This window comes from Bradyrhizobium sp. AZCC 2289 (assembly GCF_036924615.1).
Taxonomy (GTDB): Bacteria; Pseudomonadota; Alphaproteobacteria; order Rhizobiales; family Xanthobacteraceae; genus Bradyrhizobium.
On the sequence record NZ_JAZHRY010000001.1, the window covers coordinates 8827749 to 8846558 of the forward strand.

Genomic DNA, 18810 nt, shown 5'->3' on the forward strand with positions numbered 1-18810 from the left:
TTGGGGTGAATCTCGCCGACGCCGATGACACCGCAGTAACTGCAGGCTCTCGCCTCTCTGCGACTCCGAGAGAAGTCACATCAATAGCGGCAGCGAGTTCAACTGAGCGAAGCTGTCGCCGGGGGCGTCCTGTCCAGTCCATTCTGCCAAACCAGAATCGCTCGTCGCAGCAGGCGCTGCCTCGACCTCATCAACCAACAGCGGGCGCTTCGCATAAGGCGCCGCAAACAGCTGAACGCCGCGATGATCGATAGCGAACAAAGGTGTGAAGCTCGTTGCATCGGAATCGTCCATCAGCTCCGCGCGTCGGCTGTCGAGAATAAGCCAGTGGCCATCCAGTCGCGCGGCCAGCACGGCATGATCCTGCCGGACGGCACGGTCGCGAACCAGCACGAGCTGCAGATCGTCGCGCGGGAAGCCGGCTTCGCTGAGGGCGACGTATTTGGCGATCGCATAATCCTCGCAATCGCCTTTCCCCGTCGCAAAGGTGGCCAGCGGCGCGCTCCACCGATCGGCTTCGCCATGTTGCGCGAAGTCACTCACGTAACGGATCGCCATGTTGATGGCGCGATTGGCCTCATCCAACTGGCCGCGGCCGGACTGGGCCTTGACGGCGTTGATTAATCGCAGGAACTGCGCGGCATAGGATGGACAGCTCTCGGCTTTCGCCCGGCAATTATTTAGGATCACCTGTTCCTTCGCGATATCGCCTTCGATGCCGCGCCATTTACGCCACAATATGCCCTCTGGTGCGCGGAACGTGAACAGTCCGAATGGCTCCTTGCCGACGGGGGGCGCTTCCTTTTGTTGGGGCTGCGCGTCGGTTGCCGAGTTCGATGGCGAGAGCGCGGCCATGCGGAGCGCGTTGGGGCCGCGCCCGCGCTGGCGATCGAGCTTCGCCAGAACATCGTTGATGCTGAAGAACGTCGCCGGCGGGCGCGTCGATGTTCGGTCTGAACCCGGTATCAACCCGTCGCCGGCATCGGCGATGACCGCTTGATCCGCTGCAAATGCGTGAGGCGCAGTGCAGAGGCTGATCGAAAGCGCGCATGCCGTCAAAAGTATCGACGAGGCAAGCTTCAGCGATTCCCGACGCGATGTCATCGAAGACGTCCCCAATGTCAGGAACGTCCGTCAACGTCTATGCGTCGATCTGCGTCCCAGCTGTTGTCGGGACGCAAAGTGCGGTCTCCACCACTTAGGCGGAGTTAAACCGCGCCGCGGTTCAGGGGAATGTCGAGAAGTCGGTCAATCGACCGTTTGCTTGATCGTTCAAAATTGAACGACTGGGTCTGAGGATCGGTTAAGCAAACCGAACCGCGAGCTCAATGCTCGCGCAGGGCGTCGTCGCGCAGGGTGCGCGCAGGCCTGACGAGATAGTCGAGAACCGATTTGTGGCCGGTCAGGACTTCGACGGTAGCAACCATTCCCGGAATGATCGGCAATGGCTTTTCCTCAGTGCCGAGATGGTTTTTTTCGGTCCGCACCATGACCCGGTAAAACGTTTCCGGACGCTCGGTTTTTTCCTTGTCGTCGACGATCGTATCGGCGCTGATGCGTTCGACCTTGCCCTTTAGGGAACCGTAAACCGAAGAATCGTAGGCGGAGATCTTCACGACGGCGTCCTGGCTGGGACGGATAAAGGCGATGTCCTGCGGACGGATCTTTCCCTCCACCAGCAATGAATCATCGAGCGGAATGATATCCATCAGATTGGCGCCCGGCTGCACCACCGCGCCGACCGTGGTAACGTTTAATTTGTTAACAATGCCGTGTACCGGCGATTTCAGATCAGTCCGTCGCACCCGATCTTGCGCAGACTTGATGTTTTCGTCGAGAACAGCGAGGTCCCCGCGCGACTTTGCGAGGTCTTCATCGGCCTGAGAACGGAAAGAGGCGGTGATATTAGCGATCTTGGATTGAGACTCGGCGAGTTGCCCCCTCATTTCCGTGGCTTGCCGATCTAGTCGCAACATTTCTATTTCGGGTACCACCTTCTGTTCGTAGAGCTTGCGGGTTAGAGCCAACTCGCGGTCGAGCAGCTTGAGCGTTCCGGTGAGCCGCGTGACTTGCTGGTTCAGCACATCGATATCCTGGGCCACTTTTTGCGACCGCATCTTAAAGACGCTGGTTTCCGTTGCGACCGCGGCCGGCACCACCTGATCCAGTTGATCCGGAAACACCACGTCGCTGCGTCCCCGAGCTTCAGCTTCAAGCCGAGCTACCCGCGCCGCCATCGCCGCGCGTCGTTCACGGATTTCGCCGAATTCCGAGGCAAATTTCGTGTCGTCGATCCGCATCAGGGACTGTCCCTGCTGAACGATGGCGCCTTCCTGCACCAGGATCGTGCCGACGATACCGCCTTCAAGGCTCTGGACTACTTGGGTCTGTTGTGAAGGCACGACACGGCCATTGCCGCGCTTGACTTCGTCCAGTACCGCAAAATGCGCCCATAGAAGAAACGCCGTAAGAAGAGCGAGGAACGAGAACAGCAGCATGCGCGAGGTGCGCGGTGTGCGCAGGGCCGCTGCCGCCCGGATGTCGTTCGCAAAGGCAAAGTCAGAGGAGGCCATTGAGATTCCGCGTCCTGGTTGCCGTCTATGCCGATTTCGGTTGTATCGTATTCTCCTGCAAGGGAGCGGGGGCAGCTGCCAGGGGCTTGCCTTGCAAGATCGCCAATACTTTGTCGCGAGGTCCGTCAGCGACCAGACGGCCATTATCAAACAGCAGCAGCCGGTCGACCATGTTGAGGAGCGAGAGACGATGCGTCGAAATGATAATGGTCATTTGTTCGCCGCGAATGGCTTTCAATCGCTCGAGGAATTCGGCTTCGCTTCGGATATCAAAATGGGCAGTCGGTTCATCGAGGAACAGCACCTTGGGCTTCCTGATCAGCACGCGGGCAAGACCTATGGCCTGCTTCTGGCCGCCCGACAGGCTGCGACCGCCCTCGGAGATAGGCATGTCGTATCCCATCGGATGGCCGGCGATGAAGCTTTCGACGCCTGACAGGCGCGCCGCATTAAGAATCTCTTCGTCGGTCGCTTCGGGTTTGCCGAGTGCGATGTTGTCGCGCAGTTTTCCGAAGAAGAGATCGGTGTCCTGCATTGCGAAGCCAATTCCGGTGCGCAAATCAGCGGGATCGTATTGCCTGGAATCAACGCCATCGACCAGAATGCGGCCCTCTTTAGCTTCGTAGAAGCCAAGAAGCAGACGCCCGACGGTGGTCTTGCCCGATCCGACCCGTCCGATGATGCCGACCCGTTCACCGCCCTCGATCTTGAATGAGACCTTTTCCAGCGCGTTGCCGGGGGCCCCCGGATAGGCAAAGCTGACATTCTCGAAGGCGATCCGGCCTTCGTCGATCTTTCTGGCAACGTAGGCCCGCTGCGGCGATCGCTCGCGCTCCAACGACATGATGCGATTAATCGATTTGAGCGACGCTAAGGTCTGAGTTCCGCGGGTGATCACCGAGGCAATCCCCGCGATCGGCGCAAGGACGCGGCCCGCCAGCATGTTGGCCGCGACCAGCGCCCCGACCGTGAGCTTGCCGTCGAGGATGAGAAAGACACCGATTACCAGCAGAGAGAGGCTGGTAATCTGTTGGGCGACGTTGGCGCTCGTCAATGATAGCGAGGACCAGAAATGCACATCCTCACCGGATCGTGCGGTAGCAGCGACCGAACGCTCCCAAGCCGTCTGCATGCGGGCTTCAGCGCCGGTTGCGCGAACGGTTTCGATGCCGGACAGGGATTCGACGAGAACGCCGTGACGAGCTGCCGATTCGGCTTGCAGGCGCTTCATCGCGCGATCGAGCGGGCGTTGCAGGACAAAACCGATCAGCATCATGATTGGCAACATGACGAGCGGAATCCACGCCAACGGTCCTGCGATAGTGAAGAGAACCCCGATGAACAGGACCGCGAAGATCAAATCGGTTGCCGAAACCACACTGCCGGAGGTGAAGAACTCGCGCACCGAATCGAAATCGCGCAGTTGATTGGCGATGATGCCGACCGAAGGCGGCCGCTGCGCCATTTTCACGGCCATCACATGCTCGAAGATATTGGCCGCAAGAACCACGTCTACCGTCTTTCCGGTGACGTCAATCATCCGGCTTCGCACCATGCGGAACAAAAAGTCGAACGCGATGGCGAGACCCATTCCGATCGAGAGGGCAATCAGTGATGGGATCGCGCCATTCGGAACGACCCGGTCATAGACACTCATCGTGAATAGTGGGGTAGCCAAAGCGAGCATGTTGGTCAGGAAGGCGGCAAGAGCAATATGCCCATAGCTGCGCCAGTGCACCTTAACTACCGACCAGAACCAATGGTTTCGGGGAATATCCCCCGCGGCGACCGCGCGTGCATCGGCCTCGGCGGCGGCCCTAACCAAAAATGCATAGCCCGTATAGTCGGCAGTGATAGCCCCGATTGGAGCCACCCGCGCAACGCTTGGCGTCACGGTCGGATCCAGGACCTTGGCGCTCTTGTCCGCGTCGTCGATCCCCAGAAGGATCAAGGCCGTCCCATTTCTCATAATCAGGACGGCAGGCAGGACCAGCGCAGGGATATCGGCAATATTCCGTTTGACAGCCTCGGTTTCGAGACCGGCGCGTCTGGCTGCCCGGTCATAAAGCGCGACCGACAGCTTTCCGTCGAGGATAGGGAGCCCTCCCAGCAAGGCTTCGCGACTTACGGCGCGTCCATGATAGGCAGCCAGATATGTCAGGGAAGCGGACAGGGGGTCATCGCCAAGAGTCCTAATCCGGTTGGGCTTGGCAGGTTCGGAATCCAGCTCATCCATCGGCGGTTGGCCGGTTGCCGGAGCTGATCTGGGAGTTCGAAATAACAATTTGGAAGTCCTTGATCATTAAAGGGAAGTGACAAAAAATTAGCAGGCCAAGTGCCTCAGAATACAATGAAAAGCGAACGAAATCATTCGCTTAATCCCGAATTTTCGTTGGACAGTTAATTTAAAAACGAAAAGGGCCCCCGTTTTAGTGGCCCTTTGTCTTGAGTACGCGCTAAAGTCTCGATATTCCGGTCCGCCAGCCCTATTTCTGGATGGCGGAGAACACCGATGACAGCCAATGCGGCTCTTGCGGTGCCGTGGCGGCATACGAGCTGGCTTCGGCGCCGGTGGTGTTGCCATAGATCACCGTCGGCTGGTCGGCGTTGCCACCTTTTTGCTGTGCAATCCATTCAGACGCTCCGGGCACGCTGGCCGTTGACGAAGAACTGGGCCAACGATCCTTGAAACCAGCCCCGGTGGGTTCGAGCGCAGCGTAGGCCGCAGCCGGCCGGGCTGACGCCTGGATGGCAGGAGTGTCCACGCGAAGCGGCTCAGAACCGGTTTGCGGCAGTTTAACGCGAACAGTGGGTAGCTTATATGCAGGAAGGCCGAACTGAAGCGTGTCGACCGGCGCCGCGTCAACCGGAGGAGGTGCCTTCAGGTATTCCATCAGGGTACCCATTGAGGCTAGCAACTGGTAGTCCGCGAAGACTACAACGGCCCGCGCCGAGGTAAGCGAGACTGCCGCGTTGAAATACTGATTTTGGGCGTTCAACAGATCGATCAGGGAACGCTGGCCCAGTTCATACTCTTTCTGGAAGGCCGCAATGGTCTTTTTGTCGGCATCAAGCTGGCGGGTTAGAGCCGCGATGCGCGTCGCCGTAATGGTGCGGCCATTCCATGCCTTATCGATCGATTCATACGCGTCGCGCTGCAATCTGGCGTGGCGCATCGTCGCTTCGGTAAATCGCTCGGCCTTCTCCGAGCGATTCCAGACATCCTGGCCGCCACGAAAGATGTCCCAGGACATCACCACTTTGCCGCTGTAGTCCTCATGGGTAACGGCGGGGTTGCTGGGAGTAGTGACATAGGGGAAGGCGTTATCGTAGTGCGTTGCTCGTCCCTCAAGATAGAACTTGGGGACGAACGAACCATCCGTCATCCGAAACGTATGTTTGGCGGCATCGACGTCGGATTGAGCCGCCGCAATCGTCGAATTGAACCTCAAGGTAACCGCCAAAGCTTCGTCGCGGCTGCCAGGCATCCCTCCGAGAGGACCCGGGAAACGAAGATTGACCGGCTCCAGGCCAACCACCTTTCGGTACTTCGCCCGGGCGTCATCGAGGCTTCGCTGGAATTCCGCGAGGGATGCGTAAGCGTTTTCCACGCGCTCTCTCGATTGCTCCAAGTCACCCTCGCCCGCTCGACCACCCGAGAAGCGGGAATTCACGTTAGAGAAAATCTTCTCGTGGTTGGCAACGTTTTGCTGTGCGAGAGCAACGAGTCGAATGTAGCGGACGACATCGACATACGCTTCGGCGGCGTCCAGCGCCAGCAGTTCGGTCCGTTCTTTGACGCGAGAAGCGGCAGCATCAACCCGCGCCGTTTGACGCCAAACATCGTGGATCGAAGCGAAACCGTCAAAAAGCAATTGTCGAACAACTACCGATTCTTGACTGCCATTCCGCCACGGTCCGGATCCCAAAGTCGGTACCTGCAACGACGGGCTAATCACCCCCGGCGATTGGTCGAACTTTTCCGGTCCGTAGCTGGCATCAATACGCACCTGGGGCAGCAACGTGCTCTGGGTCTGTCGAAGTTCGCTTTCGGTCGCCCGGCGATTCGCCGAGGCCTCGCCGACGCCCGGATTAGTCAGCATAGTCTGTCGCAGGGCATCGTTAATCGAAAACAGCTCGGCTCTGGCTGGGCTTGCCAGCAAGAGCAGGCTTGCCGTTGCCAAATAAGCAAACTTCATAAGCGCGCCCCACCATCAAAAAATTTGAAATAGACCCCAGGTTGTACGGGAACCTAACAAACAGCAGGGGATTCACCTATGACATTTTAGTCACACCCGTCCGCTAAACCTTTAGCGTCCTTTTCAAGTTGTGAATGTGGAGCGTTGGCGTCTGGAGATAGGTATTATGGCAGTTAGGATGTTTTGCTGAAACCCATTGATATCTCTAGCAATCCTTAAACCGTTCTAGATATTTAAGCAGAATTCGTTCGAACGTTTCGATCTTTTCAAGAGGCCGTAGCCAGAATCCCCAAAGCGCGGGAATCATAATCCTGGAGTCGGGGGTTCGAGTCTCTCGCTACCACATTCCCGGTAAATCCTTGTGATTCCTAGTCTTGACCGATCACTGTTACGCATCGAGGGATGTATCAATGTTAAATGTGAGTAAAACCCTCAGCAATGGCCGTTAAGGTCGATCGGATCGCTTACGCAGATCGGAAACGCTAGGTCTCGGTGGCGCGGGCGCCACCGTTCGGCTGTGCGACTTTTTCCGAGTCGGTCGTGGCGCCGTTCGACTTCGGCGGACGGCCACGCTGCGGCTGTTGGACGCGGACCTTGTCGGCAGCAGCGTGTAACTTGCAGACAAAGTCCGGCTGGTTGGCGAGCTCGCGCACCACGTCGACAAGCGCGATCACATCGCATTTGTCCCGCAGGAAGCTCCAGCCGGCAGTCCCAATTGCCTGCCCGACGTCCCGCGACAGCGCATTCTGCGCTGCTTCGAGTGCCCGTTTTGCAGCCTCTACCGTCGCATCATAGCCCTGGATCTGGGACATCTTGGTCTCCTTTCGCATCTGACACGGGCTGAGGTGCCCGCCTCCTCATGATCGCCGCAATCCGGAAAGCGTCAACCGCTCTCACACAAGCTGCTTCCCTCTTACCGTTGGCCGTCGTTAGTTGGCGCATCGACTAACGGGAGGATACAGAGCATGCCAGCAAGCGCTCAAAGAAGCCCCGAAACGATTGCTGCCTACGAACGCGAGACTGGAAGGCTTGTCGCCCAGTGCCAGTGCGAGAACCCTAGCGACGGGCCGCAGGTGCCACTCGTCCAGACCGTGCACTGGTTTCTGAATGGGCACGCTCGGTGGGCTCGCAACACCATCCGGCTCTATGCCAACGCGCTCGAGCAGGAGATGGGACAGATGTTGGAGTATGACTGCTTCGATCCCGACAGCGAGGAAGCGTTGCTCGTCAGACGGCTGAAAAAAGACAGGCCGAGCCCCTTCGTCAATCCCAAGAAGTCTGAAAAAGCTAAACTGATCGCCCACCAACAGAAATTGGCGGTCAAGAAGAAAAAGAGGAACAAACCTCGTAAATCGATCCCCGTGTCCGAACTCCGCAAGCTCATCCGCTATTTCCGCTCCAGGGGCGATGAATTCTCGCTCTGGATCGTTGGATATATAATTCTTGCCACGCGTATTGGATGGCGTCCGGGCGAAATGCTTATGGTGCAGCGCGAGGATTATTTTATCCGCGCCGGCGCTGAAAAGCATACCAACGGCCGCGGCCTGAAGGATAACTGCGAAATTGATCTTAGTGCCTACTTCGAGAAGTCGGGGCTTATCAAGAGCGTGTCCCTGATTTCCAAACTCGATAAATGGATTGGTGATATCCAAAGGTGGGAAGCGTACTACGGTGGATTGCCAAAGCTCCACAATAATATCAACGCCCGCCTTGCGAGGGCCTGCAAGGACTGCAAAATAAAAAGAGTTTGCACGTATACTTTCAGACATTTTGCGATTTCGTGCCTGAAGGCCAGCGGATTTTCCTGCGCGGAGATTGCCGTGATCGTTAATCACGCCAGTGATCGCACGGCGGGCGAACACTACGGCAGGCGTCGCCACGGATTCCGGCGGGCAAAGAAGATGCTGCGTTTTGACCAAGCACGGCTGCCGCTCGTGCGTACCAAGGCTCGCAAATTTGATAGGAGCTCGGCGCTGTCGAAAAAGCCTGAAATTGAGACTACCCCTGAAAATGCTTTCGAAGCAGAGATCGATAGTAACCAGCAATGCTTTCAAATTAGCTGATGGCGGTGCGACAGCCTGAAGTTTGAGCGACGAACTGTCTGAATGGCGGTAATTCCGCCATTCAAAATCTCCCGCCCCAGCCAGCTATTCGTGCGTATGGCTGGACTCCCAAGAAACGCCAGAATGGACCGGCGGCACCCGACTTTGCGAACTGAATAGGTTTCGAGCAAATGCTTATCAGTCTGCGACAGGATAGATTTCTAACAAACGTTGTCTACCTACGTGGATTTGGTGGCGGCGGCGAATTGTCGATACGCTTCAGCCGAACGCTATCCTGTACGGGACGTCTCAGGGAGACCGGCTCAGACGTTTAAAGTCCCCACAATAACGCGCAACGCGCCATTTTTCTGCGGCAATGACAAGTGGTACAAGCATTGCCCCGGCGCATGGTCGGTCATATGCGAGTCATGATCGAAGCGTTTCTGGCAGTGGTCGAACGCATTCTGCCCGAGCAGTTTCTTGAGCGGATTACAACGCATCACATATTCGCCAAGCAGCAGGGATCATTGTTTTTCTGACACGCAGGATCCAGTGGTCCGAAAACTGGCCTCGCCACGCCAGTCGGACCGCTGCATAAACTGGTCCCATTGCTCTTGGAGAAATTCGTATTTGTCTTGGCGATGGCTGCCGGAGACGATCACTTCACCAGTGTATACAATCTCCGTCTGCCCGCGCGGGCAACGTCGGAATGCAATAAGATCGGAATTCGTCATAGCGGGGTGCTACGTTCCTAAGCTGCCCCGAGTGGCAAACACCCTTGCCCCGGGGATCGCGCCCTATCGGACGCCGGCTTTTCGAATCTGATCCAGGCGCCTCTTCACGCCGACCTTGGCATCGCGGGCGAGCGCTTCCTCATATGCCGGTGCGGCTTTTCCAAGGTCGCCCACCGCATCGAAGCACGTCCCCCGCAGACGGGCCTGGCTCTTCGGATCCTTGTAGCGCTCCGAGCTCAGAGCTCGATCGATCGCCGGTAAGATCAAAGCGGTGAGCTCGGCCGACGGCTTTCCACCAGCCTCCGACAGGACACGCTCGATGATGATGAGATCGCCGCTTTGAAGTCCGCTGGCCAGCCAAAGGCTGCGGTCAAGAAAAGTCCCGTCGGTCCGATATCCCCGGCAATCGTGTCGGCCGCGGCAATGGCGAAGCCCTGCGCGGGGCTGAGGCCCGCATCACCCAAAAGACCGTCGAGATATTTCTCCGCGGCAAGCGGGTGGCGTCGCATCTGCGCAGCACCTTGCCGCATCGCCCGACCACGATTCCCGAGCATATGCCGAGCTCACATCGCCGCTATCGCGACTGGACCCTTGAGCGCATTCGTTCGGAAGCCGCCAAGGTCGATCCCGATGCCCAGACGCTAATCGACGTCATCCAGCGATCGCGGCCACATCCGGAACAGGGCTTCCGCTCAGCCATCGGCATTCTCGGGCTGGTCAAGCGTACGGCCAGGAACGCGTCGATGCCGCTTGTGCCCGGGCCCTCCTGCTCAACGCCCGTTCGTACAAATCGGTCGCCGCCATCCTCAGGAACGGCACTGACAAAGCTACTCCTCCCGCCGAGGAGGCGCCCATCCTCTTCCACACCAACATCCGTGGCCGCAACTATTACAATTGATCAATTGATCAGGAGAGATCAGCATGCTCATTCACCCCACCGTCGATCGCTTGCGCGCACTCGGCCTCCCTGGAATGCGCACCGAGGCTGTGTATGTGAGTTGGCTGGTGGGAATGCTCAAACTGCCGCGGCCCGCAGCTTCAATATTGCGCCAGCCGTAACCCGCTCGCCGGCTTCCAGCCTGCGCTCGACCTCCGGCCGGGTGCTTGCCGGCAGCGACAGCGCGGACAGCGTGAATAGGGCATCCCGGGATAGCTTCGCCACCAGCTCCGGCCGATCGCCATAGATGCGGATTCCGATTTATTCCGGCCGAGTATTCCGACGTGAAGCCGGCCACCGTTCCGATTTGAAGCCGGCCACCATTCCGAAATGAAGCCGGCCGGCATTCCGATCAATTTCCGGCCAGGTTTCTGAGAAGGTCGGCGTTTTCGTTTGGGTCAGTCCCTCAGGCATCAAGTCCCTCGTTGATCAACGGGGGAAATCGGATGCCGGCCAAGAGAGAACTGACCATCCGACAGATACGACAAATGTTCCGGCTTGCCCGTGACGGGGTGAGCGCCCGGGAGATCGGACGCACGCTCGGGGTGGCGCGTAGCACGATCCAGGACAATCTCAAGCGGGCGGCAGTGGCCGGGCTTGCCTGGCCTTTGGCAGGCGCTGGCACTGATCCAGTCTTCGCGCTGATCGAGGCGCATAAGCAGGCCGCCAAGGACCTGGACGCCCATTGAGGCCCAGAGGAACGCTTGGTGGACATCATCCCGGACGAAAAGAGGAAGAGCACCTCTTGGGGATTTGATCTGAAGATCGTTGAGACCGATGACCGCGGTGGATCGACTTCACCAAGCGGTGGGTCGATATGATCCAGAAGACGGACGAAATTGTCGGCGAGTTGGTGTCTACCGACAACCTTTCTTTGCCTGGGGCGGCGGCGCTGCTCGCCTATGCGATCGAACACGTCGATGCCGGCTATCTCTGGCCGGATCGCATGGAAGCCGAGGAGGGGCAGACAGATCGTGGGTTTGGTTCTACTTCCTCCATCGCGCCCTGTTGGAAACGCTGCAGCGCGCCACCTCGCAGGCGTAACGGCTGAGCCTATGAAGAAGCCCGCCGGTTCGCCCCGGCGCGTCTTCTCTTACAGGGATTCTAGTTACCGCGTGACCAAAGAGTGGATAACATATTGGGGGCGATCAAGGTTTGATCGCCCGGGCAGTCACACCTTAGGAGGAGTAAGCATGATGAAAAAGACTGCGCTTGCTGTGGCAACGGCCGCCGCACTCGGGCTCAGTGCTGTCGCAGTATCGGGACCGGCGCTGGCCGGCGAAGCACGGACTGGAACTGGAGGGCTTGCTACCCCGGCATACCCACTCGGGTACGGCTTTTACGATAATGGTCCGGTTTATTACGGTGAATATGGTCCGCCGGCATACGACAGCTACGCTTTTGCTTACGAGTATCCCGCCTACACTGGCGGCGACGTCACGGCGATCTCTGTCGATGTGTCCAACTATCGCTTTCGACACCGGCGGGTCGTTGGACCGGGAGTTGTCTACTATCGGGGCGAGTTGCCGCGCCCATATCGTGTGAATCCGTACTGGTGATCCGCGCACCCTCGAAAGGAAGAAGGCCGCCAACTGAGGCGGCCTCACTGCTTTGGCTTGTCTAGGGCCAGGGCTTTGAACGGCTCACAAGGTGTTGTCGACAAAAATCGTGGCAGGTTGAGCGCCCAGTTAGCACAGGCAATAGCCCGCCGGTTCACGACGGCAGGTTTTCTTGCCAGTGAGTTCGTGCGCAGCAAGTCGTTGGCGTCCCAGCAGGACTTTCTGTTTCTAGCCTGTGGATATGCTCTGGATAAGTTGTGTCGCCAGGCTTCGCTTTGATTCCGGAGGCCATTTTGTGTGCCGTGCAGTGCGGGCCATTCCTTCCTCGCGTCGCTCGTGAAAGAACTCCCTTAACCACCTCGCCAAAATCAGCGGACCGCCGAAGTTGGGCACCTTCTAAGACCTCTGCTAATTCATCAAAATGAAGGTGTTCGTTTTCGTTTTGCATGGCGGTTGCCTCCGATGCGTCAGACAGCAGGACCAAATTTGCGGATCTCGGCTAAACGCGCCCGGCAATATTCGCGGTAGAGAATATTCAGAAGTGCCCACATGACCGAACTCCGTTGTTAAGTCATAAGTTGAAGCGTGCGACTAATCTGTTTCTGGGTGTTTTCGTGGGTCGGGGAAAATGGCTTCGCCCGCCGCACCAAACTGTTTCGTCGCTTTATGGGCACCCACAGACACGTCCAAAACTGAGGAATCGATTTCCCCGGGACTGGCGGCCCAACAGCGGGCCCGCGAGAGAGCGCTCAAGCGGCTCCGCAGACTGAGGGAGAGGGCACGCAACGAGATCGACCGCTTACTTGAATTCCTAGACGCCACCGATATCGACCCGGATCTAGAACCGTCGCTCGGCTGGACGATTGCTGTGGCGCGATCATATGGCAACGATCAGGGCATCGACGACCTTGAAGCCGAGCCGGAGCATGACGAGGACGGTGCCGATGGCGAAGACGGCGGCGACGCCGAGCCGTCGACGGGCAGCCTTGACGGGAAGGGCGACCAACCGCGCGGCAGGCGATCGACGCGACTTGGAGCAAGACCCCGCCGAATCCGGCATCGGCGATGCAGACGGCTTGCATGAGCAAGTCGGAACGCAGGATTGGCAACAGGGGAGCATGGGTTGATGGGCGAAAATCAGATGCACTCGGTACTTTTCGACATCCAGATGATGATCGAGCTAGCGATCCGGTCAGCCGAAACGTGGGGGGCTGATGAAGATAAAGAGATTTTTCAGATGCGCGCGATTGACGCAAACTTGTTGAGCTTCAGTCTCTATTAATCTTCAGAAGCGCGTTGAAGCAGCTATCGCGAGCCGCGAACCGCGTCCCAGCCGCGCGTTGCTGACCCTGGTTCGCGAACCGGCATGACGAATAGAAGCCCGCTGGTTCACGCCGGCGGGTTTTTCTTTTGCCTGGTGCCGTGCAGGCATCTGCACGGGGGCATCCAGCACAGCCTCAAGAACCATGAGGGAAGGGCGTCCAGATTGTCGGCGCCCCCAGCGATTGATTCGTACATTGACCGGTGTCCCGCGCCGATTAGAATATGCCGTGTTTCTGAATACTGATTTCATAACGGAGGGATATTTTGCTCGGACGCCTTCGGAAACTTGTCTTCAACATTCGACACCAATCTCCCGGCGCTCGTTTTGCGGATAGTCTTCGCCGCGTGACCCGGTTGGCGCGGCTAATGACAACGATGCAAAAAAGGCCCCGTCGAAAGGTCGGGTAAGGGCGACCTTCATCCGGATCGGTACAAACGAAAATCCCCGTCCGGAGGGGCTGGTCCGGACGGGGAATGGGTAGAGCTAAAAAGGTCTCTAACCAAATGGCGCTCTCTCCGGGCAGCAGGCGCGAGCGCTAAGCCAAAGCGTAACAGCGCGCCCTCTGACGGAACAGCAAATTCAACCGCTGCGACGCACAACGCACAACGCCGCTCAAGCGGAGTATGATCGCTAGGCGGCGTTGCCGTGTCGCAACCCGATCCTACCGGCGAATCGCCGGTGACCACCGCAAAGCCGCCCGTCCGCTACGGCGCTATTTGAGGGCGCGCGTACGGGCGACTTTGCTCTACCGAGCTACACCACCACTGGGGACACGACCCGCGCCAGCACGGCGGCGGTTGAAAGAGGCCGCCAATTGAGGCGGCCTTACTCGTCCCAAACACGCTCTCCGCAATCGCATTCGAACGCTCGAATGACCGCCTGTCTGTCCGGGAAGTGCACGGTCCTGATTAACTTCAGCGTGGCACCGCAAATGCGGCATTCCCGCCTTGAATTGCCTTCAATCTCTCCAATTTTCTCAGCCCTGAATATCTCCATTCGCCATGCCCCCAGTTGCGCACTTAAACTGAACTAGCCCACTGGCATAGACCATTGAGGATAAAACAGGCCACTGCCCTAATCCGAACGGGTTAATCCAGACCGCACCCGTGTGGATAGCCAAGTTCTAGTGGATCGAATCCAACAGTTGATGCCCTCGTTTGACGGCGGCGACGATTTTGTCTGGATCTGCGGTCCAAGTGAAGGGCTTGGGATCATTGTTGGTTTGGTCGAGGAAGCGGTTGATGGCGGCCTTGAGTTCACGGACCGACCGGAATACGCCGCGTTTGAGGCGCCGTTTGGAGAGTTTGGCAAAGAAGCCTTCGACGGCATTGAGCCACGATGACGAGGTGGGCGTGAAATGGAAGGTGAACCGCGGATGGCGATCGAGCCATTTGCGCACCTTCGGGTGTTTATGGGTCGCATAGTTGTCGAGGATGACATGGACCGCTTTTTTGGCTGGGACTTGAGCCTCGATCTGGTTGAGAAAGCGGATGAACTCCTGATGCCGATGCTTCTGCATGCAGCGTCCGATGACCTTGCCTTCGAGCACGTCGAAGGCGGCAAACAGGGTAGTGGTGCCGTTGCGTTTGTAGTCGTGTGTCATAGTGGCGGCGCGCCCCTTCTTGAGGGGCAGGCCCGGTTGGGTGCGATCGAGCGCCTGGATTTGGCTCTTCTCGTCGACCGAGAGCACGATGGCATGCTCGGGTGGATTGACGTAAAGCCCCACCACGTCATGCAGCTTCTCGACGAAGTTGGGGTCGTTCGAGAGCTTGAATTGCCGGACGCGATGCGGCTGCAGCCCGTGCGCTCGCCAGATACGCTGAACCGAGCTGGCGCTGATGCCGGCCTCCTTCGCCATCATGGTTGCGGTCCAGTGCGTGGCCTCTCCTGGCGGATCGGTCTGTGTGAGTGCCACCACGCGTGCTGCAACGTCCGCTCCGAGTGGCGGAATGCGCGCGGGGCGTGTCTTGTCGCGCAGCAGACCCTCGAAGCCCTCTTGCATAAAGCGTTCCTGCCAGCGCCAGACGCAGGTCTTGGACTTGCCGGTCTGGTGCATGATCTCATTGGTGCCGAGCCCGTCTGCACTCAACAAGACGATCTCAGCCCGCCACACCTGCTTCTGCGGCACGTTGCGATCCCGCACGAGCGCCTCCAAACGGAAACGGTCGGACGGAGTAACAATGATCGAAATACCGGTTCGCATGCGCCAGATTCGCATGCAATCGGCTGCTCGGGAATCCCCCAGGGGATTCAAATGTCAGATTTGATCCACTAGGTTTGGTTTGTTGCTCTGTATGCGTCCATTTCAGGTTCAAAGGCCCCAGCGCGCACGCCCCTGCGTACTGGGGCCGATTCTTTTGGCCACTCGCAGATTCAAAATAGGGCCACTGCTATTTGGAGATTCCGGGCCAGAGTGAGGCGATTTGGCCGCAAGCGCTCTCAACGGACTTGGATACTACCTCTACGTGTCGGAAATTGATAGTAAGCATGGCGCTGTTGAGGTGTTAGGTCGCCTTGGCGGCGAGGATGCAGCGCGCCGCCGTTGCGATCTCCTTGGGCTGCGGGCCTATTCGCCCGCCTGATTGGGTCTTGCCGCCCTCGATTACTACAAACTTCCGGCGCCGATCCGGCAGGCAGGGTCTCAGTCGGCAATATGCCGCTGCCAATAGCCCGTGAAGTCCACCGACTTGCCGCGCTTCATTGCCAGCACGGCAACCCAGCTGTTCATTTGAGTATCTTGTAGGCCTCGGCGCGCTTTTGAGGCTGCTTGATCGCCGGATCTTCTTTCCGTGGTTCAGTGCCCTCACTCAGCATTCCGACGCGCGCGTGCAATAGCGGTCCTCGATCTTCCGCCGCCATCAGCACGGCCTCGGCCGCGGATTGCCAGTGTGGTTTAGCTTGTTCAGTGTAGCGCAACAATCTTGATGAGACGCACTCTCAGCTTCATTGTTCAGCCTTCGTAGTTTGCGGCGTCCCTGAGCGTCTTGGTACCCGGTACGGGGTCGTCGAACTCGCGGGACCAGCCCATCAGCGGCCGGGCTTGCCGAGCCTCGCCGCCTTCTTCGTGGCGCAACCGAGGCCATGTCGCGCGCTTCGAGAACTCCCGCGACGATGTGGAGTGAGCAAAGAGGCCGCCTCAGTTGGCGGCCTCTTTCAGTTTCCACCGCGCAGGCGCTCCCTCGCGAAACGCGCATGGTCTGGTTCTTGAGGCTGGGGCATCAGGGCAAAAGGCTGTCGGGAGACCAGACTCCAGCGGCCGTCGTGTATCAATCGTAGTAGCCCTTAATTGCCAAGCTTTCCCGAGCCGAGGTGGTGAACTAGATTTAAAATCCGTGCCGTCGCAAAAATTTGGGTTGAGGAGGGCTCAAGCCATGACCCGACATCACCTAAGCGCGGACTTCGGTTCGCGGCTGAGACAATTAAGACGAGATCGGTCAATGACTGCCGTAGATCTCGCCAAACGGGTCAAGGTCACACCGCCCGCCATTTGGCATTGGGAACATCGAGGGAGAACGCCAAAGGGCGACAGGCTTCAGGCCGTTGCGGATGCCTTGGGCGTAAGTCTCGCCACCCTCGAAGGCGGTGCAACAGGAAATTTACCATCTACCAGTGAACTCAGCCTTGAACAGCTTATTCGAGCGATCGAGGCCAAGGGGTTCAGCGTTGAGGTGAGATCTCGAGAGAAGCGTCTGTAGGATCGTTTCGCGGTGCGCACGTCGCGCGGCACCGTGCGCGCGCCCAGGAAAGCGAAGCGCGCCCACGATAATCTGATCTCTGCTGCGTATCGCGCTCAAAGGGCCGCCAGAGGGTCTCCCAGGGTTTTTGCTATTTGTGGTGCGACGAGATGCCCGCGACGGCGCCCGTGGTGCCAGACCGCCGCTAGTTAACATGTCGACTAAAATGCCGGCCGCCGAACGTTCCAACGTAAGATGACCCACCCCCCCAATATGGATCGTCATAAGCCGGGGCGGCATCCGCACGCGCCGCAGCGGTGTCAAGTTCCTCTTGGCGTCTTTTGGCGTCTTGGCGATCTCGTTCGATCTGCCGCATTCGCTCGGCGTGCTCGTTTCGAGCCCGGAGCGCATCATCGTCGAGAATCTGCCCGCCAGTACCGTAGATGTGCTCAATGTCACCGGTAATGACCCTAACGGTCCCTTGCTGGGCGAAGGCGGCCCACGAAACCATCGTCAGTGCAGCAATTAACGGTGCGCGAAAGATGTTCATTTGTGAACGCCTCTTCAAAAGCAAAGCCGCTTTCTGATGTAGTGGCCTTGAACACCAGCGGGAATGCTAACAAGAGGCCGAACACGAAGATTTTAAGCCCGGCGTCTTACGATCCCGCCTTCACCCGTGTCTGTTAAGGGCAAGGGCAGCAGCGGGCTCAGAAGGTAGTAAGGCGTACTCGACGCAATTACTGCTGCGCCCATTCGGTCACGATCGATCACGTCGTCCGGGCAGCCTCAAGAACCATGAGGGGGAGGTCGTCCAGATCGTCGAGGCCTGGCCAGCGCGGTGGAGCCCGGAGAAGTATCGGTTGCCGGCGTAAAGCAGAATAGATCGGCCTAGCCGGACATCAGTTCGTGCTGCCTGACTGTCTCACTACCGCCTGCCGGACTGGTGCCGACAACATCCCTGGCATCGCAAAAAGCTTCTGGCACCTCGTGCCTCTCAGGCGAGATCAAAAGCTGCTTCCGCATTTCGGCGAGGCGGGCACGGCAATATTCGCGGTAGAGGAAGTCGAATATGGTGGGCATGATCAACCTCGTTGTTTGATCTACACCATCAGCCTTAAGATAGCATTTTTCTTGGGGTCCAAGATGTGAACTAGATCACAGTCCGTCGCTCTTGAGCGTTCTCCGCCCCCAGTGATGGTCTTTGCGATCGGGATTGAATTCGCGAACGTGCCCGTGGTTTACCGCTCGCATGACGCCAACTCGCGCAAACATCTGCGGCCCGTTGTGCTCGACCACCAGTATCAGCGCCTCGATCGCGGGCTTGCCATTCCGGCAGCGCCGATTCCTCTTTCGGCAGCCCGGTAACGTAGGTCGCGGCGTCACGCAGGCTGACGAGCTGCCGGCCGTCCGGCAACACGATCGGCTCGTCGAGGGGGCTTTCCAACTTCGTGCATGTCTTCGGCGTGCAGGTCGATTAGATCGCCAAATGTGCGAACGTTGCGCGCCGCGCACGGCTTGGACGATCCGTTGCGGTCGATGTTGCGCTCCATTTCAAGCGCCCATTGTTCTTCGTCCTTGCGCCGTCGGAACGTTTCGGCCACATACCGGGTCTCGCGGCGGACCTGGACGCGCCAGTTTCCGGATGCCAATTGTGTGAAGGTCGCCACGGCTATCGCTTTTCCGTGGCACCCATGATGGATTGGAGCGACTGAGCGGGAAAAGCAAAGTACGATCAACACTTAAGCGGGGTCGCAGTCAGCCGCGCAGT

General features: G+C 58.4%; 20 protein-coding genes. 8 read left to right on the top strand and 12 right to left on the bottom strand.

Features of this window, described 5'->3' with window-relative positions:
• Positions 1 to 75: 75 nt before the first annotated feature.
• From V1289_RS41260 to V1289_RS41280, 5 genes are all read right to left on the bottom strand, one after another.
• Positions 76 to 1104 (bottom strand): transglutaminase-like cysteine peptidase, encoded by a 1029-nt coding sequence (locus V1289_RS41260; protein ID WP_334405019.1) that lies wholly within the window; start codon positions 1102 to 1104, stop codon positions 76 to 78.
• Positions 1105 to 1325: 221 nt separating this feature from the next.
• Positions 1326 to 2573, bottom strand: a complete 1248-nt coding sequence (locus V1289_RS41265; protein WP_334405020.1) for an HlyD family type I secretion periplasmic adaptor subunit — start codon at positions 2571 to 2573, stop codon at positions 1326 to 1328.
• A gap of 25 nt (positions 2574 to 2598) precedes the next feature.
• Positions 2599 to 4809, bottom strand: a complete 2211-nt coding sequence (locus V1289_RS41270) for a type I secretion system permease/ATPase (RefSeq protein ID WP_334405021.1) — start codon at positions 4807 to 4809, stop codon at positions 2599 to 2601.
• A gap of 250 nt (positions 4810 to 5059) precedes the next feature.
• On the bottom strand, positions 5060 to 6772 hold the full coding sequence (locus V1289_RS41275) for a TolC family outer membrane protein (RefSeq protein ID WP_334405023.1): 1713 nt from the start codon (positions 6770 to 6772) through the stop codon (positions 5060 to 5062).
• Positions 6773 to 7254: 482 nt separating this feature from the next.
• Positions 7255 to 7584, bottom strand: a complete 330-nt coding sequence (locus V1289_RS41280; protein ID WP_334405025.1) for a DNA-binding protein — start codon at positions 7582 to 7584, stop codon at positions 7255 to 7257.
• 153 nt (positions 7585 to 7737) lie between these two features.
• On the opposite strand from V1289_RS41280, the gene V1289_RS41285 reads away from it, so the two are divergent.
• Positions 7738 to 8835, top strand: a complete 1098-nt coding sequence (locus V1289_RS41285; protein ID WP_334405027.1) for a hypothetical protein — start codon at positions 7738 to 7740, stop codon at positions 8833 to 8835.
• 976 nt (positions 8836 to 9811) lie between these two features.
• Here the strand turns inward: V1289_RS41285 and V1289_RS41290 are convergent.
• Both V1289_RS41290 and V1289_RS41295 read right to left on the bottom strand, forming a co-directional pair.
• Positions 9812 to 10078, bottom strand: coding sequence for a hypothetical protein (locus V1289_RS41290; RefSeq protein ID WP_334405029.1), 267 nt, complete (start codon positions 10076 to 10078; stop codon positions 9812 to 9814).
• A 485-nt stretch (positions 10079 to 10563) separates the two neighbouring features.
• A complete protein-coding gene (locus V1289_RS41295) occupies positions 10564 to 10710 on the bottom strand; it encodes a hypothetical protein (RefSeq protein WP_334405031.1) in 147 nt (48 codons plus the stop codon).
• A 221-nt stretch (positions 10711 to 10931) separates the two neighbouring features.
• On the opposite strand from V1289_RS41295, the gene V1289_RS41300 reads away from it, so the two are divergent.
• The 3 genes from V1289_RS41300 (at position 10932) to V1289_RS41310 (ending at position 12044) form a co-directional block, all read left to right on the top strand.
• Positions 10932 to 11174 (top strand): helix-turn-helix domain-containing protein, encoded by a 243-nt coding sequence (locus tag V1289_RS41300; RefSeq protein ID WP_334405033.1) that lies wholly within the window; start codon positions 10932 to 10934, stop codon positions 11172 to 11174.
• 128 nt (positions 11175 to 11302) lie between these two features.
• A complete protein-coding gene (locus V1289_RS41305; RefSeq protein WP_334405035.1) occupies positions 11303 to 11536 on the top strand; it encodes a hypothetical protein in 234 nt (77 codons plus the stop codon).
• A 142-nt stretch (positions 11537 to 11678) separates the two neighbouring features.
• The gene (locus V1289_RS41310) at positions 11679 to 12044 is read left to right on the top strand and encodes a hypothetical protein (RefSeq protein ID WP_334405037.1); all 366 of its coding nucleotides are present in this window, start codon (positions 11679 to 11681) and stop codon (positions 12042 to 12044) included.
• Between the two features lie 877 nt (positions 12045 to 12921).
• On the opposite strand, the gene V1289_RS41315 is transcribed toward V1289_RS41310, so the two are convergent.
• Positions 12922 to 13050 carry a hypothetical protein gene (locus V1289_RS41315; RefSeq protein ID WP_334405039.1) on the bottom strand — a complete coding sequence of 43 codons (129 nt, stop codon included), beginning with the start codon at positions 13048 to 13050 and terminating at the stop codon, positions 12922 to 12924.
• A 120-nt stretch (positions 13051 to 13170) separates the two neighbouring features.
• Here V1289_RS41315 and V1289_RS41320 point away from each other — a divergent pair, with 120 nt between their 5' ends.
• The gene (locus tag V1289_RS41320) at positions 13171 to 13326 is read left to right on the top strand and encodes a hypothetical protein (RefSeq protein WP_334405041.1); all 156 of its coding nucleotides are present in this window, start codon (positions 13171 to 13173) and stop codon (positions 13324 to 13326) included.
• 1165 nt (positions 13327 to 14491) lie between these two features.
• Here V1289_RS41320 and V1289_RS41325 read toward each other — a convergent pair.
• Positions 14492 to 15571: an IS630 family transposase gene (locus V1289_RS41325; RefSeq protein WP_074278633.1), complete on the bottom strand. Its 1080-nt coding sequence runs from the start codon at positions 15569 to 15571 to the stop codon at positions 14492 to 14494.
• A 521-nt stretch (positions 15572 to 16092) separates the two neighbouring features.
• Positions 16093 to 16287 (bottom strand): hypothetical protein, encoded by a 195-nt coding sequence (locus V1289_RS41330; protein ID WP_334405045.1) that lies wholly within the window; start codon positions 16285 to 16287, stop codon positions 16093 to 16095.
• A gap of 452 nt (positions 16288 to 16739) precedes the next feature.
• Here V1289_RS41330 and V1289_RS41335 point away from each other — a divergent pair, with 452 nt between their 5' ends.
• Positions 16740 to 17063 (top strand): helix-turn-helix domain-containing protein, encoded by a 324-nt coding sequence (locus tag V1289_RS41335; protein WP_334405047.1) that lies wholly within the window; start codon positions 16740 to 16742, stop codon positions 17061 to 17063.
• A gap of 328 nt (positions 17064 to 17391) precedes the next feature.
• Entirely contained in the window at positions 17392 to 17571 is a 180-nt protein-coding gene (locus V1289_RS41340) for a hypothetical protein (protein WP_334405049.1), read from the top strand.
• A gap of 359 nt (positions 17572 to 17930) precedes the next feature.
• Here the strand turns inward: V1289_RS41340 and V1289_RS41345 are convergent, their stop codons facing one another.
• Positions 17931 to 18122: a hypothetical protein gene (locus V1289_RS41345; protein ID WP_334405051.1), complete on the bottom strand. Its 192-nt coding sequence runs from the start codon at positions 18120 to 18122 to the stop codon at positions 17931 to 17933.
• 111 nt (positions 18123 to 18233) lie between these two features.
• Here V1289_RS41345 and V1289_RS41350 point away from each other — a divergent pair, with 111 nt between their 5' ends.
• Positions 18234 to 18407, top strand: coding sequence for a hypothetical protein (locus tag V1289_RS41350; RefSeq protein WP_334405052.1), 174 nt, complete (start codon positions 18234 to 18236; stop codon positions 18405 to 18407).
• 14 nt (positions 18408 to 18421) lie between these two features.
• On the opposite strand, the gene V1289_RS41355 is transcribed toward V1289_RS41350, so the two are convergent.
• Positions 18422 to 18709: a hypothetical protein gene (locus V1289_RS41355; RefSeq protein ID WP_334405053.1), complete on the bottom strand. Its 288-nt coding sequence runs from the start codon at positions 18707 to 18709 to the stop codon at positions 18422 to 18424.
• Between the last annotated feature and the right edge of the window lie 101 nt (positions 18710 to 18810).